This window comes from Paenarthrobacter sp. TAF1 (assembly GCF_052113825.1).
Classification (GTDB): domain Bacteria; phylum Actinomycetota; class Actinomycetes; order Actinomycetales; family Micrococcaceae; genus Arthrobacter; species Arthrobacter nicotinovorans.
This window is the reverse complement of the sequence record NZ_JBFRDO010000002.1, coordinates 220,278-241,433: the sequence shown is the minus strand read 5'-3', so window position 1 is coordinate 241,433 and position 21,156 is coordinate 220,278. Positions and strand designations below refer to the sequence as shown.

Annotated in this window: 21 protein-coding genes; 1 reads left to right on the top strand and 20 read right to left on the bottom strand. The window is 63.9% G+C overall.

Translation table 11 applies throughout. The features are described from left to right. Positions 1-5: 5 nt before the first annotated feature. The 7 genes from AB4Y81_RS03190 to AB4Y81_RS03160 are packed head-to-tail and all read right to left on the bottom strand — an operon-like array spanning position 6 to position 9,916. The gene (locus AB4Y81_RS03190) at positions 6-272 is read right to left on the bottom strand and encodes a hypothetical protein (protein ID WP_441995204.1); all 267 of its coding nucleotides are present in this window, start codon (positions 270-272) and stop codon (positions 6-8) included. A gap of 10 nt (positions 273-282) precedes the next feature. Next, positions 283-570, bottom strand: coding sequence for a hypothetical protein (locus AB4Y81_RS03185; RefSeq protein ID WP_441995202.1), 288 nt, complete (start codon positions 568-570; stop codon positions 283-285). 15 nt (positions 571-585) lie between these two features. Further along, complete coding sequence (locus AB4Y81_RS03180) at positions 586-4,479, bottom strand: hypothetical protein (RefSeq protein WP_441995200.1); 3,894 nt, start codon at positions 4,477-4,479, stop codon at positions 586-588. A gap of 3 nt (positions 4,480-4,482) precedes the next feature. Then, complete coding sequence (locus AB4Y81_RS03175; protein ID WP_441995198.1) at positions 4,483-5,604, bottom strand: hypothetical protein; 1,122 nt, start codon at positions 5,602-5,604, stop codon at positions 4,483-4,485. Further along, positions 5,601-6,581, bottom strand: coding sequence for a hypothetical protein (locus AB4Y81_RS03170; RefSeq protein WP_441995196.1), 981 nt, complete (start codon positions 6,579-6,581; stop codon positions 5,601-5,603). The genes AB4Y81_RS03175 and AB4Y81_RS03170 overlap by 4 nt, the downstream gene beginning before the upstream one ends. A 13-nt stretch (positions 6,582-6,594) precedes the next feature. After that, positions 6,595-7,461, bottom strand: coding sequence for a hypothetical protein (locus AB4Y81_RS03165; RefSeq protein WP_441995194.1), 867 nt, complete (start codon positions 7,459-7,461; stop codon positions 6,595-6,597). Further along, a complete protein-coding gene (locus AB4Y81_RS03160) occupies positions 7,454-9,916 on the bottom strand; it encodes a phage tail protein (RefSeq protein ID WP_441995193.1) in 2,463 nt (820 codons plus the stop codon). Before AB4Y81_RS03160 ends, AB4Y81_RS03165 begins: the two co-directional genes overlap by 8 nt. A gap of 151 nt (positions 9,917-10,067) precedes the next feature. Here AB4Y81_RS03160 and AB4Y81_RS03155 point away from each other — a divergent pair, with 151 nt between their 5' ends. Next, positions 10,068-10,268, top strand: a complete 201-nt coding sequence (locus AB4Y81_RS03155) for a hypothetical protein (RefSeq protein ID WP_441995191.1) — start codon at positions 10,068-10,070, stop codon at positions 10,266-10,268. Here AB4Y81_RS03155 and AB4Y81_RS03150 read toward each other — a convergent pair. From AB4Y81_RS03150 to AB4Y81_RS03090, 13 genes are all read right to left on the bottom strand, one after another. Then, positions 10,265-10,528, bottom strand: a complete 264-nt coding sequence (locus AB4Y81_RS03150) for a hypothetical protein (protein ID WP_441995189.1) — start codon at positions 10,526-10,528, stop codon at positions 10,265-10,267. The genes AB4Y81_RS03155 and AB4Y81_RS03150 overlap by 4 nt on opposite strands. Positions 10,529-10,631: 103 nt before the next feature. Next, positions 10,632-11,186 carry a phage tail tube protein gene (locus tag AB4Y81_RS03145; protein WP_441995187.1) on the bottom strand — a complete coding sequence of 185 codons (555 nt, stop codon included), beginning with the start codon at positions 11,184-11,186 and terminating at the stop codon, positions 10,632-10,634. Between the two features lie 20 nt (positions 11,187-11,206). Continuing rightward, on the bottom strand, positions 11,207-11,623 hold the full coding sequence (locus AB4Y81_RS03140; protein WP_441995185.1) for a hypothetical protein: 417 nt from the start codon (positions 11,621-11,623) through the stop codon (positions 11,207-11,209). Continuing rightward, positions 11,620-11,925, bottom strand: coding sequence for a hypothetical protein (locus AB4Y81_RS03135; protein WP_441995183.1), 306 nt, complete (start codon positions 11,923-11,925; stop codon positions 11,620-11,622). Before AB4Y81_RS03135 ends, AB4Y81_RS03140 begins: the two co-directional genes overlap by 4 nt. Positions 11,926-11,935: 10 nt before the next feature. Continuing rightward, entirely contained in the window at positions 11,936-12,229 is a 294-nt protein-coding gene (locus AB4Y81_RS03130; RefSeq protein ID WP_441995181.1) for a hypothetical protein, read from the bottom strand. A 139-nt stretch (positions 12,230-12,368) separates the two neighbouring features. Beyond that, positions 12,369-12,770 (bottom strand): hypothetical protein, encoded by a 402-nt coding sequence (locus AB4Y81_RS03125; RefSeq protein ID WP_441995179.1) that lies wholly within the window; start codon positions 12,768-12,770, stop codon positions 12,369-12,371. 73 nt (positions 12,771-12,843) lie between these two features. Further along, positions 12,844-13,821 (bottom strand): P22 phage major capsid protein family protein, encoded by a 978-nt coding sequence (locus AB4Y81_RS03120; RefSeq protein WP_441995178.1) that lies wholly within the window; start codon positions 13,819-13,821, stop codon positions 12,844-12,846. Positions 13,822-13,872: 51 nt separating this feature from the next. Further along, positions 13,873-14,430, bottom strand: a complete 558-nt coding sequence (locus AB4Y81_RS03115; protein WP_441995176.1) for a hypothetical protein — start codon at positions 14,428-14,430, stop codon at positions 13,873-13,875. Between the two features lie 115 nt (positions 14,431-14,545). Continuing rightward, entirely contained in the window at positions 14,546-14,905 is a 360-nt protein-coding gene (locus AB4Y81_RS03110; protein ID WP_441995174.1) for a hypothetical protein, read from the bottom strand. A gap of 52 nt (positions 14,906-14,957) precedes the next feature. Next, positions 14,958-16,979, bottom strand: coding sequence for a VG15 protein (locus AB4Y81_RS03105; protein ID WP_441995172.1), 2,022 nt, complete (start codon positions 16,977-16,979; stop codon positions 14,958-14,960). Between the two features lie 55 nt (positions 16,980-17,034). Then, positions 17,035-18,402, bottom strand: coding sequence for a phage portal protein (locus AB4Y81_RS03100; protein WP_441995171.1), 1,368 nt, complete (start codon positions 18,400-18,402; stop codon positions 17,035-17,037). 27 nt (positions 18,403-18,429) lie between these two features. Further along, a complete protein-coding gene (locus tag AB4Y81_RS03095; protein WP_441995170.1) occupies positions 18,430-20,139 on the bottom strand; it encodes a hypothetical protein in 1,710 nt (569 codons plus the stop codon). Next, a complete protein-coding gene (locus tag AB4Y81_RS03090) occupies positions 20,136-20,588 on the bottom strand; it encodes a phage terminase small subunit (protein ID WP_441995169.1) in 453 nt (150 codons plus the stop codon). The genes AB4Y81_RS03095 and AB4Y81_RS03090 overlap by 4 nt, the downstream gene beginning before the upstream one ends. Between the last annotated feature and the right edge of the window lie 568 nt (positions 20,589-21,156).

The window sequence follows — 21,156 nt, the reverse complement described above, 5'->3', positions numbered from 1 at the left end:
TTCGACTAGGCGCGGTGGTCGCCGTCGCCGTCAGGCACTACAGGGACAGAGGGCGCCGACGGAACCGGGATATTCGGAGCGTCGACCGGCGTTACCTTGCCGCGAGTCCATACGACGAGAACGGCGGTACCGATCAAGTCGACGGCGCCAGCAATGGCCGTTTCAGCGTCAGGGGCGACGTGAAGGACGCCGGTCACAATCAAGACGTGAATGAGAGCGGTGATCGCCGCGACGATCGCGCCTCGAATGACTAGAGGTTCACGAGTGAGCAAAGGGACTCCTTTAGTTGAAGAGGTTTTGAATGAGGGAGATCGCGGAGATCACCAGACCGGCGCCACCAGCGACGACAGTCCAGAGAGTGCGGGGCGAGACAGTCGAGCGACTTTCGAGAACGCGGATACGCGCCTCGTGATCCTCGACCGTCTGCCCTTGCGTCTTGATTTCCGCGCCGTGCTGGGCGAGGGCAATATCGACCTTCGCCTCCATACGAGTCAGGGCGACGAGTACGGCCGCGTCTCCGGCGTTAGCCGGGTCGAGAGAGTTGGTCGTTTGGGGCAATTTTGAGGTCACTTTCCGAGGACGTTCCTAGCCCTTGCGGAACCAGGAAACGCCCTCTAGTCCGACGTAGAAGTTCGTCTTAGAGAGGGTGAGAGAGGCGGGCGAGTAGAGCTCGATCGAGCCGCTCGCTCGGACGTACAGGAACGAGCGTTGATCCATCTGGGGGCCGACGACGACGTTAAAGATCACGTCCATAGCGGGAGCGTGGCTCGACGGAATCGAAGCGACCGGGTACACGGCGCCAGGGGCGAGCGTGATCGTCGAGTACGTCGTTCCGAGAAGGCCCATGAGCCAAACGCGCTGAGCGTCTCGGTAGTAGGCCGGAGGCTGGAACCCCGCGTAGTTGCCGTAGCCGGTAACGAACGTGACGCCCGTCGGAGTGATATCCGAGTAGGTGATCGGCTCGCCGTTCAGCGTCGACGCCTGGACGTTCCCGGTGATCGCGGCGGAGGCACCCTGGAGAGCTCCAGTTGCCTTGACTGTCGCGCCCTGGACGGTGCCAGTTGCGGTGATCGAGGTCGCCGTTGCGGCGGACTCCAGGGCGATTCCACCAGTACCGGAAAGCCGAAGCTTGCCGTCGCCGGTTGCGTACATTCGAGCGGTCGCGGCGCCCTTTGTCGCCTTGACGTCCAGGATGCCGCCCCGGTCGATCCGAACGAGAGCGTCGGAAGGAGCGGGGTCGCCGTAGCCGGTTTCGACCTTCAGCTGTACGCCTTCAGGAGTCGGCACAACGGCGCCGGTACCGTCGGTACCCTTACCGCCGATCGAGAGGGAATATTGAGCGAAGTAATCCGAGAGGCCCGTTTCGACGTAAGCCACGAGAGCGTCCTCGTTGGTGAGAATGCCAGTGTGGGCCAGGATGCCGCTAAGGCCGTTCCCGCCGTCTGAGTTGACCGTCTTGTCGTATTTCTTCGATCCCATGCTCGAATAACCAGGGCCAGCAGCCACACCTCCCGCGCTGATAATGTTCGGCTTAGTCGAGTCGAGGGCTACCTGGGCGCTACTCATTTCGACGTCAGAGACGCGAGGCGACACAACGCGGGGCATTTCGAGGAGATCCTGGGCGGCGCCAGAGCTTCGCTCGAAGTAGACCCCCGGCTGAAGGTAGTCGTAGCCAACCCAAGTGTTACGGGCCCACTTGTTACCCAAGGTCGCCTTGATCGTCGACCGGGCGCCAGTGAAAAAGTCCTTGCCTTCGCCGTAGGAGCTCAGAGCACCCGTCGCCGAGAGAGTCCCGTCAGTAGCCGAGATCCTCACGGTTTCGATACCGCTCACGTCGAAGGCCCGGAGGCCGACGTCGTCGAGCTGGACGCGGGCGCCGGTTGCGGAAGTGCGAACCGTCGAGCCGGTAATAACCTTGCCGTCGATCGCGCCGTCTACCACTAGGGCCGCGTCGATACCGCGCATGAGCGACATGCCCGCGATCTTGACGGTAGCCGTCCGCTCGACTCCTGCCGTGTGGTTGAAGTAAGCGGCCGCAACACGGACGACGGTCGTCGTCGAGTTGGTCCGGAAACGTCCCTTGTAGCGTGTCCAGGTCGTCGGAACGGTGAAGTTGCCGACGGGATAGACGCCACTACCGGCGAACGCTTCGCCAGGGATAGCGGCATTGCTGCCCGCGTGATTCCCGGCCTGATCGCGGAACTCCAGGTAGAACTTCGAGTCGGGTTTATCCGCCTTCAGGTAGATCTCGAAGGTGTAATAAGTCGACGGCTCGACCGGGACGCTATTCGTCCCGCTCTGGATCGTCTTCGTCGAGTTGGGCCCGACGAAAGAGCCAGGGAGGCCCGTCGGAGCGTCGACGGCGTCCCAGGTCAGGTTAGAGGCCCAGCCCGAGTTATCGCCCATTTCGCCTCGGCCGTTGGCGATCATGTTGAAGCCCGCGCCGATCAGGACTTGCTCGGCGGTGATCTTGCCCGCCAGGAGCTTCGCCGTGAAGATCTTGTTTGCTACGGACGAGTCCATAGTCGCGGAACTCGCGTAAAGGTTCGCGATATCCGCGGTCTGGAAAGTCGCCGTGCTTGCCGCGATCTTCTGGGCTACGGCCGAAATGATGTTTGCCGTTCCGGCCGTGAGCTTTCCAACGTCCAGGTTCGCGATCACTTCGGAGCGGATCGGGCGCTCGGTCCAGGTGGACGCGATACCCGTCGCCGTTTGCTGCCACTGACCGATAACCTCGCCCGTTGCGTTTACACGGAACCAGGTCGAGCCGAAGGGCGCGACGCCGGAAGGTGCAGCGGTCGAAAAGAGGTTCTTTGAGGCGTTGTCAGCAGCGGCCTGAGCAGCAGCGGCGGCCGTCTTTGCGGCGTCGGCGGTGGACTGAGCCGTAGCAGCGGCACTAGCCGCGTCCGTGGCTGCCTTGTCCGTGACGACAACCCAGGCAGAGCCGTTCCAGCGCTTGGGAGCGTTGAGGTTGCCCGTCGTGTCGATCCAAAGAGTCGTAGCCTTTCGCATGGCAACGGCCGGAGCGGTGGACTGGATCAAGACGTCAGCCTTGCTCGTGGCGATACCGGCCGCGCTTGCGGCGTCGCTCTTCGCCGTGTCAGCGGTCGACTGAGCGGCACTTGCAGCGGAGTTAGCGCCAGCGGCCGAGGAGATCGCGGCCTGAGCGTTGCTCTCGGCGGTACCGGCCAGGGAGTGAGCGGCGTCAGCCTTGGACTGAGCAGCGGAAGCAGCAGCGGCCGCAGCGTCAGCAGCAGACTTAGCCGAGGCGGCGTCAGACTTGGCAGTGTTCGCCGTCGACTGAGCCGTAGCGGCTGCCGAGGCGGCGTCAGTAGCGGCCTTGTCAGTTACGACGGTCCAGGTCGAAGTCGTCGCGTTCCAACGCTTCGGAGCGTTGAGGTTGTTCGTTGTGTCGATCCAGAGCGTCGTCGCCTTCCGCATGGCGGTTACCGGCGTCGTCGACTGGATCAGGACGTCAGCCTTACCGCTGGCAATGCCAGCAGCGCTAGCCGCGTCGCTCTTCGCCGTGTCAGCGGTCGACTGAGCGGCCGAGGCTGCCTGGGCGGCGTTGCTCGCATTGGTTGCAGCGTTAGCCGCGTCTGTCTTCGCCGAGTCGGCGGTCGTCTGAGCCGTAGCGGCGGCGGTCTTGGCCTCCTCGGCCTTACCGCTCGCGGCGTTTGCAATGCTCTGGGCGTTGCTTGCGGCGGCTGCCGCGTTGTCCGCTGCCGTCTGGGCCGTAGCTGCCGCTGTCTTTGCAGCGTCAGCCGTGCTCTTCGCCGTAGCCGCAGCAGCGGCGGCGTCAGTGGCCGCCTTGTCAGTGACGACAACCCAGGCGGAACCGTTCCAGCGTTTGGGAGCGTTGAGGTTGCCCGTCGTGTCGATCCAAAGAGTCGTGCTCTTCTGCATCCCGGCGCTCGGGGTCGTGCTCTGGATCAGAACGTCGCCCTTGCTTGCGGCGACGCCCGCAGCACTCGCGGCGGCTGAAGCGGCGGCGTCTGCCGCGCCCTGGGCGGTCTGGGCCTTCGTTTGCGCCGTGTCGGCGGTCGTCTGGGCCGTGGATGCTGCCGAAGCTGCCGAAGAGGCGGCGGTCTTTGCAGCGTCCGCCGTGGTCTGGGCGGCTGCCGCTGCCGTGGCTGCCGCACCTGCCGTGCCGAAGACCTCTTCGAGGTCGGCCTCAGCCTGGGCGAGACGTTCAGCCGAGGCGGCGAGGTCAGTCTCGGCTTGCTCCAGACGCTCGTCGCGCTCGGCGTGAGCGGCGGCGAGCTCTTCCTGGGCGATCTCCAGGGCGGTGAGGCCCTCCTTTACGACGGGGATCTCCTTACCGGCCTGGACGCCGGACTCGACGGCGGCCGGGAGTCGGAGCGTCTCCCCGTTGATCGAGATAGTCGAGTTTGAGAATTGGCCGTTTCGTTCCAGTCCGCCGAGGCGACGCTGGAGATCTGAAAGTTCGCGAGCGAGTTTCTCAGCGGACTGGGACAAAATTTAGCCTCCGTAGGTGAATGAGTCAGATCGGGCGAGGTTCAGGACCGCCGTCGTTTCTGAAGTGAGAGCCCAGCCAGTGACGCGACACCACAGATCGACGTCGCCGAGCCAGGGGATAGTCGCCTGGATAAGGACGTCGTCGCCGAGGTTCCAGGAACCAATCGGGGCGTTTGGGTGATCGCGTACTGTGACTTGGGAAATGTCGAGTGTCTTTTGTCGTCGCTGGAGCTCGGCGCGGATTAGTGAGTCCATGCGGGCGACAGAAGAGACGTCTTTGGCCGTGTAAACAGCCGGTCGGCGAAGACGTCCGTCGCGTATTGCGGTAGTTCGGCGAAGAGCTCCCACGCCCTCGCCAGCGCCCAGGCCGACTACCTCGTTAGAGAAGTCCTCGCCGTCGAGCGTCGGGGAGACGACGTCGGCGATATTGTCGCCTTGGATGAATGCGAGATCGTCCCGGCGACGGCCGAGACGCGGGTAACCGATCCGGAGCTCGTGCTTGACCTCGTCGCCTTCCCAAAAGTGCCGCTCTTCGTAATCGAAGGGCGTCTCTTTGGCGAGGGAGTCGATCTCGGAGCCACAGTCGGGCGTCTCCCACCAGTTGAGCTCGTAGGGCCCGCTCTGGAAGGCCACGGACTCGCCGGAGCCGGTCGTAAACTCGACGTCCTTCGGCTCAGTGCCGAGACGGACGGGAGTCTTCGAGCCAGTCACGGCGACGTCCAGGTTGCCGTCGGCGTATCCCTGGACGTGCTGCCAGATATGCGCGACGACGTCGGCCGGGTCGACGCCGATCTTTGAATAGGTGCCGGTGTAGGGGATGCCGTGGGGGTATGTCGCGAAACCTGCCGCCTCGATCGTCCAGGTCGGCCCCTGGAAGCCGGAACGGACCACGATCCCGCCCCAGCGAATTTGACCGTCGGCCTCGGCGTAGATGATCGTTCCCCACTCCTCCAGGAGGAGGCGGCCGTCAGGAGCTCGGAGCCCGCCGACGTCCGGGGTAACCGTTCCACGGAGCGAGCCCGCGCCGGAGAGATCCCAGCGGAGTTCCTCTCGATTGAGAGGGAGCTCCATATCCAGGAACTCGCCGGTTATGGCTCGCTGGGCAATGTAGCGCCAGCGACTCATACGGCCGCCTCGTAGAACTGAGCTTCGAGGACATATTGCGTCTGGGGCCGGGTCCGGAGGAGGCCGGTATAGCCGGTACGCCGGAGCCCTTCCAAAGCGATCGGAACGTCAAGACCCTGGAAGGCCGTAACGTCGACCTCGAACCAAACGGACTGATTGACGTGCTCGGCGCCCGTCGGGAGATCCAAGTCGACAGGGACGGAAGGACCGGCCAACGTGTCGAGCTTGATCCGGAGATCGCCGATGAAGCCGGGGGCGACGTGAGCAACACTATTGACGTCCATCCGGATAAACGCCTTCGTTGCCCAGGGGGGAACGGGGAGCTTGATCGAGGAGTTGACGCCGTTGCCGGACGGCGGCCAGAACGTGAACGTCGAAGACGTCAGATCCTTGTCCTTCGCCCCAGCCGGGATGATCTTCACGTAACGGCTTTCGCGAGGGAGAGCCAGCTTGCGAAGGTCCGTAATCATGGCCGACGTGATCGTTCCCGTCGACGCTGGAATGTCGACGCGGGCGAGAGTGATCGCGGAGCGGCCGGAGTAGGCCGGAATGTCCTGGAGTCGCTTCGTACCGGCCGGGACGTTGGAGATTACCCGCGTGTAAACGTAGGGGCCCACTCGCGGGTCGGTCGGATTCTGCCAGGGCTCACCGGCCATAAACGGGTCTTCGATCTGGGCCACGATCAAGTCGACTCGACCGGCGCCGGAGCCAGTCGGCGCAATAGCGACGACGTCCTCGATCGGATTACGGGCGACGTAGGTCTGAGAAGTACCGCCCGCTGCCCGGTTCCTCACCAGGGCCGCGCCAGCAGCAACGCGGACAGAGCCGCCAGGAACAGCCAGGGGCCGAACCTTCAAGTCGCCAGGGGTCACAATGCCCTCGGCGCCAGAGGTCGCGGCGTAGGCCATGAGGCGGGCAACTTCGGGGGAGTGCTGAGCGCCGCCACCGACAAACCACGGAACAGAGTCCCAAGCCATAAATTTTCTCCTTCTAGGGGGTTGTGTAGGCGTCGCGCCAGCGGGTCGTTACGCTGGCGGTGCCGGAGTCGGAAGTGCCTCGGAGGACGAGCTCGTAGGAGCCGGGAGGAATAGCGGCCTTTGAAAGCCGCGTAGAGGTACGGGTGAGAGAGCCAGCCACGCTCGCGCCGTTCCGGAGGATCGAACGGACCCAGGGCCGCGTATCGACGACGAGCTTCTGATCGAAGGCGAGGGACGTCCGAAACTCCATCTTCAGGAGGCCGACGATCTCGACAATGGGGTTCACGATCGGGCCCTGGATCTCGAAGACCGGCCACGTCGAAACCTCGCCGCCGACACGGATCACGGTCGAGCGGTCAGAGGTCGCGGTCGTTGCCAGGGGAGAAGCCAGGGGAGCAATGAGGCCGCCCCCAGGCGGAGGCTGAAGGGCGACGTTCACGGATTGCTCGCCGCTGTACCAAACGTCTTCAGCGCACGCGAAGTCAGCCACGACGTGAGCGAGTCCCTGGGGGAGGTACTCGTCATTCGAGGCGAAACGCCGGGGACGGCCGAAAGTGACTCGACCGCCTCCCGACGTCAGCATTGCTACAGCGCCGGGAGACTGACGGATCTTGTCAGCCCTCCAGGCTTTGCCCAGGCGCCCCAGGAGCGTTCGCCCGTCGTCCTCGTCCTTCCCGTCCACGGCGAGCTCGAACGTGATCGTCCGGCCGCCGTGGAAGTCAGCCCCGAAGATAACGCCGTCCGCCCGAGGGCGAGCGGCGTCTTCAGAGTGGATCTCGGTCGGGCCGAGATCCGGGGCTTCAGTGAACACAAAGCGGGAGGCGATAGTGCCGAAGGTCAGCGCCTCGCCTGGATAGGACAGGAGCCAGTCGTTAGGCATATACGCCTCCTCGTTTGATACGTCGGGTATGGAAGAGAACCTCGTCCATGTCCTCGCGGACGCTGCCGGAAGACTGGAGGGTGAGAGAGCCGATCAACGGCGAGCCGCTCGGCGTCGTGCCGTCGCCAGGAGCGCCGGTAACGGAGCCCGCCTCGACGTCCGGAGACGAGAAGGACGGGGCAGGGGGAACGAGGGACTTAGCCGCCTTTTTGACGTGCTTCGAGCCCTTCGTGATACCGACGGCCATGCCCTGAGCGGTGAAGTCGCCGATCTCCATAAAGACGCGAGAGGGCGAGTGGATGCCGAGGAGGTTCTTCGCGAAGTCGATCGCGCCGCCGATAGCGTCGCCGATAGCCTTCCGAACCGCGTCGACCGCGCCGCCGATGCCGTTGGCTAGGCCCTGCATGAGGTCTTTACCAACCTGGAGCATCTTCGAGCCCATATCGCCCATGGCGCCGGAGATCTTTCCCCAGAGGCCAGAGAAGAAATTGACCACGGAAGAAATGCCGTTTTGGACGCCGGTCGTGATGTTGTTCCAGACGCCCGCCAGGAACGAGGAGATCCCGCTCCACACGTTGTTCCAGACTCCCGAAATGAACGAGAGCCCCGCGCCGATCAGCGAGCCGACCAGGTTGATCGCGCCGGACACGGCCGCGACGATCAGGTTCCAGACGCCGGAGAGGATATTTCCGATGCCGGTCCATACCTGATCCCAGTTGCCGGAAATGATCCCGGTTACTACCTGGATAATTCCCTGGATGATCTGCATTGCCGCCGTGATCACGTTGGCGATTACGCCGAAGACCGTCACGACGACGGGCATAAGAGCGTTGATCGCCGGGATCAGGAGGCCCATTAGGAGATCAATCAGAGGACCGATCGCCGTAATGATGTTGCTGAAGATCGAGATAACGGGCGGGAGGATCGCCGTTACGAGGTTCGTAATGATGGGCGTCAGTTGCGTTATCAAGGTCGTCACGAGCGGAAGCACGGCCGCGAGGACGTCCATAATGATCGGCGCAAGCTGTGTAAACGCATTGCCGAGGAGCGTCACGATCTGGACGACGGCGGGCATGAGAGCGACGAAAGTTCCGGTCAGTGCCGACACGATCGCCGATATCGTCGGCTGGAGTTGCTGCATGGCGACCAGCAAGACGCCGGAGACTGCGATCCCAAGTTGCTTGAAGGCGTCCAGGAGGACCGGGAGCACCGGCTCAATCGCTCGGAAGATCACACTCAGCGGCGAGAATGCGGACACGAGGCCGAAGATCTGAGGGATCAGCGGGAGGATCGCGTCGAAGACCGGCCGGACAGCGTTCGCCACTTGCTCGAAGAAGCCAGGAAGGCCGGAACTCGTCACGTCGCCGTCGTTCGCTTTCCAGGCGGCGCCGAAGGCCCTCACGGCGCCCTGGAGCTCAGTCCAGGTGACCTTGAACTGATTGAACAACGGGAAAAGCGGCTGAAGCTGGGTTCGGACGTCCAGGAGGACGCCGACGAGCGGGGAGTCTTCCTCGACGTTGAATGCCTCGCGGAAAGCCGTCGTGAAGTCGCCCGTCTTCATGAGGCCCACGAGAGCGTCCCAGGACTTCCCGACGCCGCCCTGACCGAGCCAGTCGGCCCAGCCCTGGAGGATCGGGATCGCGTTGTTATTGATCCAGCCGAACGTCGACGTCAGGACGGGGAGGAAAGCACTACCGATAGCGGCGGTGATGTTTCCCCAACCGGCTTTCATCCGTTCCAGTTGGCCGGAGTAGGTCGAGGCTTCCTTTGCGAAGTTGCCGTGAGCGTCGGCGGTCTGCTTTGTGATCAGCGAGAGGATCGCGGCCTTTTTGGCCGTGTCGTCGTACTCGCCGCCGACCTTCTGAGCGCCCATAGCGGCGGCCTCAGCTTCGACAGCCGCAGCATTCAGAGTTACGCCGTACCGCTCGATCGGGTCCATTTCACCCTTCAGGGCGGAGGAAAGGGCCTCGACGGCTTCGGTCGTCGTACCGCCGAACATGGAAGCCATATCGGCGCCCTGAGTGATCAGCTCGTTCGTCTTGCCCGCGAGCTGATCCATGGGGATACCCGCGTTTTTCAACTGGGAACCGATCAGCGTTCCCAGGGTGTTGTACTCGTTCTTTGTCAGACCGACGGACATAGCCGCCTGATTCGACCAGTTGAGCATCTGGGCCGAGGAGCCCTTGAAGACCGTCTCGATCGCGCCGATGCTCTGCTCTAGCTCACCGGCCGCAGCAATTGACTTCGTCACGAAGCCACCGATCGCGGCGGTACTTACGATTGCCAGGGCCGGGGCGACGAGGCCCTTGAAGGCGCCAGCGAAGGCGCCCCCGGACTTCTCGCCGCCCGACTTACCGGCCTTCGCCATAGGGCCGTCGACCTCGCCGCTAAGAGCGGACGCGAACCCTTTCGCGGACGGAATGACCGTCAGGGTCGCATAGCCGACATTGGACACATAGCCTCCTTTAGGAAGTAGGCGCGGACCTCGCCTTTTGGCGCTCTAGGGCGCGACGAAGTTCCGCGTAACGGGATGCCCGCTTAGGCTGAGGCCGCTCGGGGTGCGGCTTGCCAGTCCAGGCTTGGTAGAGGTCGGCCAGGAGGAAGGCGTGAACGTCCCAGCCGGTGGGAACTTCGCTCGCGGCTCGGGCCGTGGCGGAATCGACCGGGAGGCAGTTGATCAGGACGGAAAGGCGCCGGAGCGAGAGCTCGCCTCGCCAGAAGTCCCCGAGGTCGACGTGGTAGAAGCGCTGAAGATCGGCTTCTACCGTGTCCGTGTCCTCGAAGAGCAGCGAGACGAGCGCCGCTAGTTTCCCGCGATACCGAGGGCCTTCTGGATCTCCTTGACGAAGTCATTCACGACGCCGACCTTCGGCTTCGTCGCCTTGAATGCGTTGTGCTGATCTTCGCCGAGGACCAAACGGAGGAAGGTCGCGATCTTGCCGGACTCGTAGGCTTCCAGGGCCTCGTAATCCCATTCGGTCGTCGGGTCCAGGAGGTAGTCGATGCCGTGGAAAGTGAAAGGGATCTGCTCGTTCAGGGCTTCAGCGGCGGTGGCGTTCTTAGTCATGGGGTGCTCCTTAGCGCGGGTCAGGAAGTAGAGGAGTGCGCGGGTTAGGAAAAGCAAGAGGAGAGCCCCCCGCGCGGGAGCTCTCCTCTTAGGTGGCCGCTGACTACGGAGCAGCAGCCGGGTCTTTCTCGACGGTCGTGTAGAGCGTGCCGTCAGATTCGGGGTAGACGACGACGGTGATCTCGTAGATCGTCGGCTCGGTTTCCGATTCCTTGATTTCGCCGACCTCGATCACTTCGGCGCTCTTGGCGAAGCGGCGCTTTTTCTTGCCGCCGTCGGTGACCTCGAAGCCAACCGCGAAGCGGGCGCCAGCCTGGGGCGCCTTGATCTTGCCGGTACGGACGCCGGTCGCGACGGTACGGGTCGAGCCAGGGTTGACCAGCTGGAAAACAACGTCGTTGTCTTCGAGGGCCACGAACTTGAAGGTTCGCTTGTGCTTGGACGCGGTACGGCGGAAAAGCATCCCGCCCCAGGCGTAGTGTTCCGAAGAGTCGCCTTCGCGGCCTTCGGTAATGCCGTCCTCGCCGTCCAGGAGGCCGACAGCCTTCCAGGCAACGGCCCAGGCCGCCGTTACGTCAGCCGGGCCAGCGGTGCTTTCCGGGGCAATGAAAACGTCGGCGCCGGTCCAAAGTGCAGTGTTCTTAGCGTCACCCGCCATGGGTGCTCACGCTCCAATCTTTAGGTCAGTTGAACCGGCTGGAGCCGGGTCGTGATGGTGAAAAACGAGAGGGGGAGGCCCGTCTCGTCGTCGGTCGTGGGGAGAGGCCCGGTGACGGACGTAGAGCCTCGGATCTCGGCGCTACTGGCGGTCAGGAGGAGGGCCTCGCAGATCGCCGCGAGCTTCTCGGCGAGTCCGACGTCGCGGTGGTAGACGAGGACGCGGATCGTTGCTCGGCCGTCCAGGCGGGCGTCTCGGAACTTGCCGTCAGAGCGAACCTGGACGTAAGGCAACGGGCGGTTTTCGTCGGCGCCAGGGAGATCCTTCGTCGAAACCGTGGCGCCGAGGACGGCGGGCTCGGAACGGCGGACCAGAAGAGCGCGGAGGAGGTCGCGGACGGCTAGCTGAGCGTCCGGAAAGATGATCGGCTCTCTCACTTACGCCGTCGCTTCACTTCCAGGCCCGCAGCCGAGGCGGCCTTGACGAGATAGCCTCGCTTGGCCTCGATCGCGAGCCCTGCCGGATGCGCGAGCGTGATATCCACGGCGGGACGAGCCGACAGACGGCCACCGGCCGCCGTTCGGGAGCGCGTCACGACGTCTACTGGCTTGCCGGAGGCTGTAGGAGCCCCGACATTGCCCTTGACGGACTGACCGAGGCTCTCGACCGCGTCGGCGACCTCAGCACGCCGGAGAACCTCGGCGATACCTCGGCTATCGAGCTTCAGTTTGCGGGCCATGGAGCTCCTTTCAGGAGGTCACGAGGCGCGTCAGAGTGGCCGTCGTGAAGGTTTCAGTAGCGAGGCCGGCTCGGACCTCGGGAGTCCCGTCGATCCGCCATAATTCGGCCTTGATTTCGATCCGGTCGTTCTCCTGGAGGCCAGGATCGCCAGGAACAAAAAGCCTCTTTTCGTTCTCGCTGACGTGAACCGTCGCGCCGTCCGCGTCAGTGGACGAGACAGCCTGGATATGCGCCCCGATCAGCGGGACGGGCTGGGCAACCGTCCAGTCTTCGACCGGGTCGCCGTAAGAATCAGTGGTCATATTCGGCCTCAGTCGGTAAATGACAGGGGAGAGGCCGGGGACATTCAGAAGCATTCGAGATCCTCTTCAGAGAGCAACGGGAACCCCTCGCCGCCCTCCTCTTGGCCCTCCTGGAGGACGTAATAGGTGCCGTCTACTTTCACGAGTACGGCTCGTAGGCGCTCGGGGTACGGATGGAGCCCACAAAGCCACCGGAGCGGCCAGAAGCGGCTCGGCGGATCTGGGCAACCTCTCGGGCCGTCAGGTAGACGCCGGAGGTATCGGTCAGGCCGATGGAACGCTCGCCCAGGGACTCGTTTTCGATCCCTCGGGGGTTTTCAAACTCGCGACGAGCGGCCTTCAGGACGACGAGGCGGACCACCTTCGGGCAGTCGGTTTCCCACTTGGCGGCCTTCGCTTCGGAAGCTTCAGCCAGGGCCAGGATCGCGGCGTCTTCCAGCGCCTTCTCGGCGCGGCTCTTGTCGACTCCCTCCAGCGAGCCCGGAACAAGGCCCAGGCGTTGCTCTAGCTCGCTAAGAGGAGGTTCTATGGGTAAAGGCACGTTTCGACTCCTTTCAGGAGCTCAGAGAGCCGTAGAGCGCCCCGCGAAGGGCGCCCTACGGATCTCAGCCGGACTAAACGGCGACGGTGCTCGTCTTCACGCGGACAATGCCGCCGTTCGGGATCTCGGTAACGGTGGCCGTGCCGCCCTTGCTCTGACCGTTCACCGGTGCGCCGTCGTTGTAGGTGCGCTCGATCTTGTAGGTAGGCAGGAGAGCCACGCCGGAGAAGGTCGAGACGAACGAACGGTCGACGGTCTTCTCAGCCAGGTAATCGCGCATGTAGCGGAGGCTGAAGCCCTTCTCGTTCACGGTCGCGCCGAAGCTCGCGCCCTGGGGCACTACAGGGGCGCGGGTAACGAGGGTGACGGCGTCGCGGTGGAACGCGATAATTTCGTCCTCGTCCAGGCGGGTGTTCTCCACGATCGTGAAGCCTCGCACCTGACCGACGTTTGCCTCGCGCAGAGCGGCGGTGGAGCCGGACTGAGAGGCGTCGGTCAGAACCTTGGAGTCGAGCAACTGGGCGTAAACCTCAGTGCCGACGGCGACGTTCAGGCCGGAGGCAGAAACGCCGTTGTCGCGGAGGATCTTGCGGATCGCGGTGAAGGTGCGAACCGGGTCGTTCTCGTCGTAGGCGACGGAAGTCGTCTCTTCGACGCCCTGGAGAGCGGTCGCTACGCGGTGTTCCAGGAGGTCGACCACGGCGGCGGCCTGGGGCGCCAAAACCTGCTTGGAGAAGTCTGTCAGGTTGAGGGTCAGATCCTTCTCGGACAGCGGAACGGCGCTGTAGTCGTGAGCGCGGTTCAGGTTGATCGTGTGGAACGTCTCGGCGATCTCGTCCATGAGGATGGAGTTAGTAACGTCGTCGATCGCACGAGAGCGGGCGACGAGGGTCGTCGGGATCGCCAGGGCGACAGGAGCGCCGCCCTTGCCACCGGCCATGAGGTCGTTCTCGAAGTTGCGAGACACGAGGCCGGACAGGAGGGCGTCCTCGTTCACGAGGGAGGCCAGAACGCGAGCGGCTTCGCCGGGAGTGTAGAAGTCGTTTGCCATGAGGGAATGTGTCCTTTACAGGTAGAGGGGAGGGGGAGGAGTGAGCAAGCTCTAACGCTCGCGAGCGGCCTTAGCGATTGCGTCGGGGTCGAAGGGGGCCGGGGCGTCGCCGCCGTGGCCTGGGACGAGGTTCGGCTTCGGCGTACCGGGAAGCTCAGCGGGCTTTTCGCCGTCTTTGTCGGCGGGATTGTCGCCGTCAGCGGGCTTGCCGATCTTCGCGAGGCGCTCGGCCTTGCTCATAAGCTCGTCTTCCGTTTCGCCGGTCAGGAGATCGGAGAACTCTTCGAGCTCGGGGTGCTTCCGAAGCACCTTCTGGAGAGCCACGTCGCGGTCCTTTTCCTTCGCGGTCTTTTCAAGTTCCGCGAGGCGATCCGTGAGCTTCTGGATCTCGGTCTTACCTTCGGAATCGGAGGCGTCCTTCTCGACCTTCAGGTTGTCCCGTTCGGTCTTCAGGTCGTCGCGTTCCGTCTTCAGGCCAGTCACTTCGGCGCGGAGGTTCTGGACTAGACGCCAAGCCTTCTCGGCGTCAAAGTCGTCGCCCCAGGGATTCTCGCCTTCAGGCTTCGAGTCCTTGGTCGCGTCGGTGTTCTGTGCTTCGGTGTTTGCCATGTGTAAACGTCCTCCTGGGACGGGTAGGCGCCTCGTACCTGACGGAGCGCGGTGATTTTGGGCATGAAAAAACCCGCCAGGGCCGAAGCCGAAGCGGGTTATTCAGTGGGAGAAGTTACTCTCCCCATTCCTTCCTTACGTCCGCGATTATCGCGGGGAGGAATTGATCGTTTGGAGTTGTGTGGAGTGTCCGCGAGAGGATCTCGTCCCACAACTCGCGGGCCGGGACGCCTCTCTCGGCGCCGTCATTCATGAGTCCTCGGACGAGCTCGCGGATCACATAGCCGAGCTTCTCGGCGTCGATCTCGGAGAGGAACGCGAGCCGGTCTGGATCTTGATAGATCAACCAGCCCACAGTCTCGTCGTCAGGAACCCAGATTCTCGCGACCGTTCCAATCGCTTCCCAATCAGGCGCCGGGTAGCGCTTCGGGGAGTAACTGAGAATGAACGGCTCGGAGGCTCTGTCTTCGAGCATCCATATCTCCTTTCGATAGTCACGTCAAGCTTAGCACGCGAGTCGCCTCACGCTACTGGAACGGCTTCGAGGCCGGGGTCGGGGTTGCCGTCCGGCCAAATTCGATCGGGTCGACGTCCTTCGGGATCGCCTCAGCTTCGACAACCCAGTGGTGACCATTCGGGGACTTGTAGACGTTGTGAATGTAGATGCTCGTCGAGCGAGCCAGGAGCATTTCCCGCTCGCCGTGGTACTGGCTGAAGGGATCGACCCAGGAAACGGGATATCCCTCGGGAATGCGGATCTTCATCTGTACGGAGCCGCCGAATGAGGAGTTATCGGCCGCGCCGGACATAGCCGTAGACGTGTAGCCGTGGTTCGTCTGGACGGAGCCGATCAGATCCTCGGGAGGCGGCGGCGGTAGGCTCCTGGAGCGGTTACCGTCGGCCAGGGCGAACTCGTCCCAGCCGGTGCCTCGCGTCACGATAAAGTCCTCGGTCGCCGTGTGGAACGCGCCGTCAGCGTCGCGGGTCACTGGGCCCCAGGAGTCCGAAGGGACTTTATCGGGGTCGGCCAGCTTGCGAAGCGACTCGTTCCAGGGCCGGTAAGACCCGCCAGTGTACTTATACAGCGCGTCTTTGCCTGGGCCCTCGGCGGGGATCTTGTAGCTCTTGTTTGCCCACTCGACCGCCTCGCGGTTCGTCTGGAAGATCCGAGCGCCGTCCATGCCTTTCGCGACGGACGTCACGCCGTTTACCTCGCGCCACTCCTCGATATAACGCTTGTAGCGCGTCATTCGGTTGCGGTAGGCGGTCAGCTCTTTCTTGTACGCCGCAGCGGCGCCAGGAATAGGCTCGTCGGCCTTTTTGATCGCCTTCAGCGCGTCCTCGTAGAGGGCGTCGTCGAGGTAATGCATGGTCTTTAGCTGAGCCAGCGCGGCCGTGTCGTGATTGTCGATCACGCGGCGGACGAGGCCATAGTTGAGCGACTTCGTCAGGTCGTTCTTCGGGTTGCCGGTCTTCGCGGCGAAGTCCGAAAAGCGCTTTTTCATAGCCTCGTGCCACTCGTCAAAAGCAGCGGGGCCGAGGGTCGTCGCGGGCTTCGGCTCGATCGGCTTTACCGGGGCGGGCTTGCCCTGCCATTTCTTGATCTTCGCGGCTTCAGCGGCGGCCTTCTTCGCCTCTTCCTCGGCGGCCTTCTGGGCGGCCAGGGTTTCGGCTTCGCGTGCTGCCTTCTCGGCTTCAGCCTGGGCGACTCGTTGCGTCTCGTAGGCCGCCTGGGCGGACTTGCGAGCCTCGACGATCACCGGGGAGGCAATGTGCTTAGCGACCTTCTCCGTGAACGTCTGGAAGACCGGAGAGCCTGGATCATTCACGGCGGCGCCGTAGAACGAGCGCCACTCGTTGATATTGAGCGTCGTACCCTTCGAGCGGCCGGGGAGCGGGTTACCGTCCTCGTCGACGCCGTCCCAGAGGCGGCGCAGGGCCAGGGCGTCAGGGCTCCAGCCGTCGTGAGGGTCGCCCTTGAAGAACGGCCGGACAGAGCAGCCGCAGCCGTTATGAGCGCGGAAGCGGGCCGTTTCCTTGCTCTTGTAATCCGGTCCACGGCTTAGGAGCATGGCGCAGAAGTGGCAAGGTTGGCCGTCGGAGACGCGGCTCCAGCCGAGGGCGTCTTTGTCGTTCTGGACGAGCTTGATCAGCCCTTGCCTGGGCGCTTCCAGGGTAAGGCGCTTGCCGACGGCGAGGGTCTGCTTCTTCGCAGAGTTGAGGGCCTCCTGGAGGCCGACGCCGGTCGAGAGTTGTTTCTTGATCGAGACAGGGCCGGTCATGAGGAGGGCCTGAGTCGAGCGGAAGATATCGAGCTTCGGGACGTCGATCGCAGGGATCGCAGAATCGAAGCCAGCGCCCCTCTTCGCCGCGCCGTAGTAATCGGTGGCGGTCTTCAGGGCTAGCCCGCGTCCGGCCGAAACGAGGGCCAGAGCGGAGCGGAGGTAGGTCGGGAACGTCGCGTCGAGGTTCGCCGGGTCGAGGCCCTTATCGAACGCTACAGCGAGGCCAGCCTGGACGGCGGCGGCGTCGCGTACTTGCTTCGCCATGTGATCCTGGGAGAGGCCCACTAGGTTCGCCATTGTGGGCCTCCCTTCAGGATTACTAGGCCGCGCTCGTTCCGTTGAGCGCGTCGGGGTTGGGTGTTGCGGTCTGACGTTGCATTTCCGCGACGAGGCCGCCGAGGAGATCCGTCTCGTCCTTGATCGACTTCCAGTAAGCGACGTCGGTATCCGTGATGCCGGGGATCTTTTCCCACAGAGCCTCGACGGGGACGCTGAGCATCTGGGCCATTTTTCCGAGGGCGTCCACGGTCTGAGCCAGGGAGCGGGCCTCGGTATCGCGCCAGCGCACTTGTGAGGAAGTGTCGATAGCGCCCTGGGCGTCGCCAGCGGCGAGAGACGCAAGGCGGAAGGTCGACTCCCAGGACTCGCCGAAGAGAGTCTCGTATTCGGAGATCTTCCGCTGAGTGCTTGCCTCCATCTGGGCCAGCGCGTCAGCCGAGAGGTTGACGAGGTCGCCGGTGAGGATATTCGGCGAGATCTGGGCAACGGCCGCCAGGGTCCGAACCGTGTTGTCGTAAGCGGACATATGGCCGGTGAGCTCGGTCTGAGCGAAGTCGCCAAACTTGGCGCCCTCGGAGTCCGCGATCCATAGGCGGTCGATCGCCGCCTGGAAGGGCTCGACGGCGTTACCGTCTTCGTCCTCGGGGATCGCAAGGCCGGAAGCCCAGCGCTGGCGGAAGCTCGCATACTGGAGCGCGATCAGCGTCGAGAAGACCACTTCGTTTACACGGTCTTGGAGGGTCTTCAGCGGGAGGATAATCCCTCGCGCTTCGCCGTCCAGGCGGTCGCGGAAGCGGACCAGGGGCGTGTAGCCGAGATTGTGATCGTCGACGCGGGACAGCCGCCACTTGTCGGAGTCCTTCGGCTTGGCGAACGTGTAAACGCTCTCCTTGTCGTAGAGCTCGATCAAGCGCGTTCCGTCGATCGTCGTTCCCTTGCGGTTTATGCCAACCTCGGGAAATTCGTCGTCCTCGTCCTGATACCACGCCGCAGAGCGGAGCGGGGAGAGGGGCTTGATCAGCGGCACGCGGCGCGTCTGGAGCGTCCCAGGAAGGACGAGATTGTAAGACGTGCCGTAATCCAGGGCGCCTCGGTGAGTGATGCTCTGGCGGGCGTCCAGGCGGTTCGCTTGCCACCATTGCCAGCCGGTCACGTTCTCGCCGGAGTTCGCCGGACGGTAGCCGTCCACGAAGAGCCCCTTTGCGAACGTGTCGGACAGGAGCGGCGTCCAGTTCGTGATCGAGCGCTTCGCTAGGTGCTCGTACTCCTTTTTCGCGCCTCGGGGCATGTAAGGCATATCGTGATCGCCTTCGAGGTAGCGCTTCACGAGGCCGAGACGGCCCTCTCGCCGGAGGTCGTTCTCTAGCTGATCGTCGAGGCGTCCAGCTAGTGCGGCGTCTATAGCCAAGTTGCCTCCTTTCGAGAGGGGTCGGGGTTAGAAGCCAATGAGTCGGCCAGGGGCGCGGCGCTTCTTCCTCAGGCCGCCGTCGGACAGGACGCGGGTCCGTGCCATACGGGCGAGCACCATGGAAGCGACGGCGTCGATTTTCTTCGGGGACTCTTTCGTTTCCTTGCCGAAGTAGACGCCCCAGCGGTTCACGCGGCGGCGGGCGTTGTGGACGTGTCGGGTCAGGACTTCCTCGGCCTTGATCTCGGCGAGCGGGACGGTCGAGGAGCCAGCGATAAGGCGGTGATCGTTCCAGGGGAGCTCGCCGTCGGTGATCGCCCGGTGAAGGGCCTCGACGGCGCGGGTAGTGTCCATCTGGTGACCGCGCATATCCCAGCCGATCGCGTGGCGGGTTGTGGCCTTGACGAGCAACCGCTCGCCGTAGGCGTCCCTCCAGGCGTCGACGTCCGTCTCCCAGTAGGCAACGTCACTGAAGAACGCGACGACGTCCAGGGTCGAGAATGCGTGATCTACCGCGTCGCGGACCTGATCCTTTGGAACTTCCCAGCCGTTACCGGCCGGACCTTCCGGCTTCTCCCAGATCGCCAGGAGAAACACGGCGCCGTCGTCGACGCGGCACGCGACGAGCGCGGTCGAGTCGTCAGTCAGCGAGCCGTCAAAGCCGAGAGTGACCATGTCGCCCTTTTTGCGGGCGTCAGGGATGCCGAAGTGCAGCGGCCGGAGCTCGGGGTTTCGGTTCTTCGCCCATTCAGCCGGAGCAACCCAGGAGTCAGCGGCCGCCACGATCTGATTCAGATAGAAGCGGCGGGCTTCCTCGGGAGGAGTGTCCGGGTCGTAGATCTCGGCGAGGATGCGCTCCAGGTCGACCCATATCGCGTCGCCATACGCGGCGCGGAGGCCCGCCAGGACCGCCTTCTCGTCGGCGAGGTCGATATCGCCAGGAGCTTCGCGGGTGTCGTAGAGCAGACCCTTCGAGCGGGTCCGTCCTTCGACCATTGCTCTCCAGGCGAGGTAGGACTTTTCGGCGACGGAGTCGTGACCGGGCTCGTGAGCGTTGGTTGTCTCGACCACTCGGGCGGCGCCGTCTCGCGACTTGGCGAGGTTACGCCGGACAACGCGGGCGAGCTTGTGGCCGCCGTTCGTCGCTGACCAGTGGTGAGTTTCGTCCATGATCGCGAAGGACGGGCGGGCGCCTTCCTGGGAGGAGGAGCTCGCCGTGATCGGGACGATCTTCCCCGTCGCGGTCAAGATGCGGGTCATACCGACGTCCAGGCCGAAGTCGTCGACCAGGGCCGAGTCTTCGCACATGGCCCGGATCGCGTCGAAGGTGTTTTGCGTCTGAGTCTCAGACACGCCCGCGATCACGATCCAGGGCTTAGGGTGCCGGATAGCGATCGGCTCGCCGAAAGCGTTCCAGCCGCCGAAGCGGACGGGCCCGCAGAGCTCAGCGAGTGCCAGGGCGCCCAGGAAGGGCGACTTTCCCCAGCCTTTCGCTCGCCGGAGCACGCCTCGGCGGTACTCGAAGGAGCCGCCAGCGTCCACGGCGTAGAACCAGAGGATGAAGTTGCATTGCTCGCGTGTAAACGTGAAGGGCTGACCGGCGTCGTCGCCGTCGGGCTGGAGGAGATAGCTCTCGGCCCAGGCGATAATCTCCCAGCCGAGCGTCTTTACGGAGCCGTCCAGGGGAAAGTCGGGGAGTGAGGCGATCGCGGTCACTGCCGGGGCGAGTGTGCTCATGCCTTCTGCCCTCGCATTCGAGCCATGACGTCCTCGCGGGAGGTCACGGAGCGGAGCTCGACCACTTCGGCGTCTTCGCCGTCCTTCTCGATCGTCATTTTCGCCCGCTGGCGGTCGACGACGGTCGCGCCGAGGCGCTCTTCGATCAGTCGGAGCTCAGAAACGGCCTGGGCGGAGACTTTGACGGCGGTCATGACGCCGTCCTGGAGCCGAGCGGCTCGTTTGAGGGTCTGCCAGTCCGTGTCTTCGAAGATCTGGGCCTGGGGAGCGCGTCGCCAAGTGTCCCACCAGGACAGAGTCGCCGGGTGAGGCTCGGGGACGACGTCGTAAGGGAAGTCGGGGCCACGGAGGACGCCGTCGCGGGTGAGCATGACGGCATCAGACTGGCGGCGGCGGGTATCGCGCTCGCGCTGATGCTGAAGTTGAGGGGCGGGTCCACGTCCGGCCATTTGCGGCGGCCTCCTTTCGAGGCTCAGGAAGGGCCATGACAAACCACGAGGGAATTGTTGAGGGCCGATCGGGAGGCCGGGGTCGTCCAGGCCGGTCTATTTTCAAAAACCCCCAGACCCGCGCGCAGAGGGAGAAGCTATGCCTCTTCGGGAGAGCGGCAGGGGGGCGGGGGGAGGTGATCCCCCAGGGGTGGAGGCTCAGTAGCCGGAGATCATTCCGGGGTGGGGCTCAGGGTCACGTCTCTGTCGAGGTCGAGGACGTCGAGCGGCGGCACCTTCGGCCGAGCTCTTCCTCGCGTGATGCCAACGACACAAGCTCTGAAGGTTGTCGAGCTCGTGGTTGTCGCCGTGCTCGACGTGGTCGACCTGATTAGCCGGAGCTCCACACATGACCCCGAGCGAGTCGCGAGCCTGACACTTGTAGCCGTCGCGGCGAAGGACTCGGACGCGGCGCGTGCTCCAGTCAGCAGGAAGGCGGGAGGCTCGGGGGCTCTGGCTTGCTGTACTCCATGCCATGCGGGCGGGCCTCCTCTCTCGGCGTACTGCCTGGGCTGTAGGGGTGGGGGTA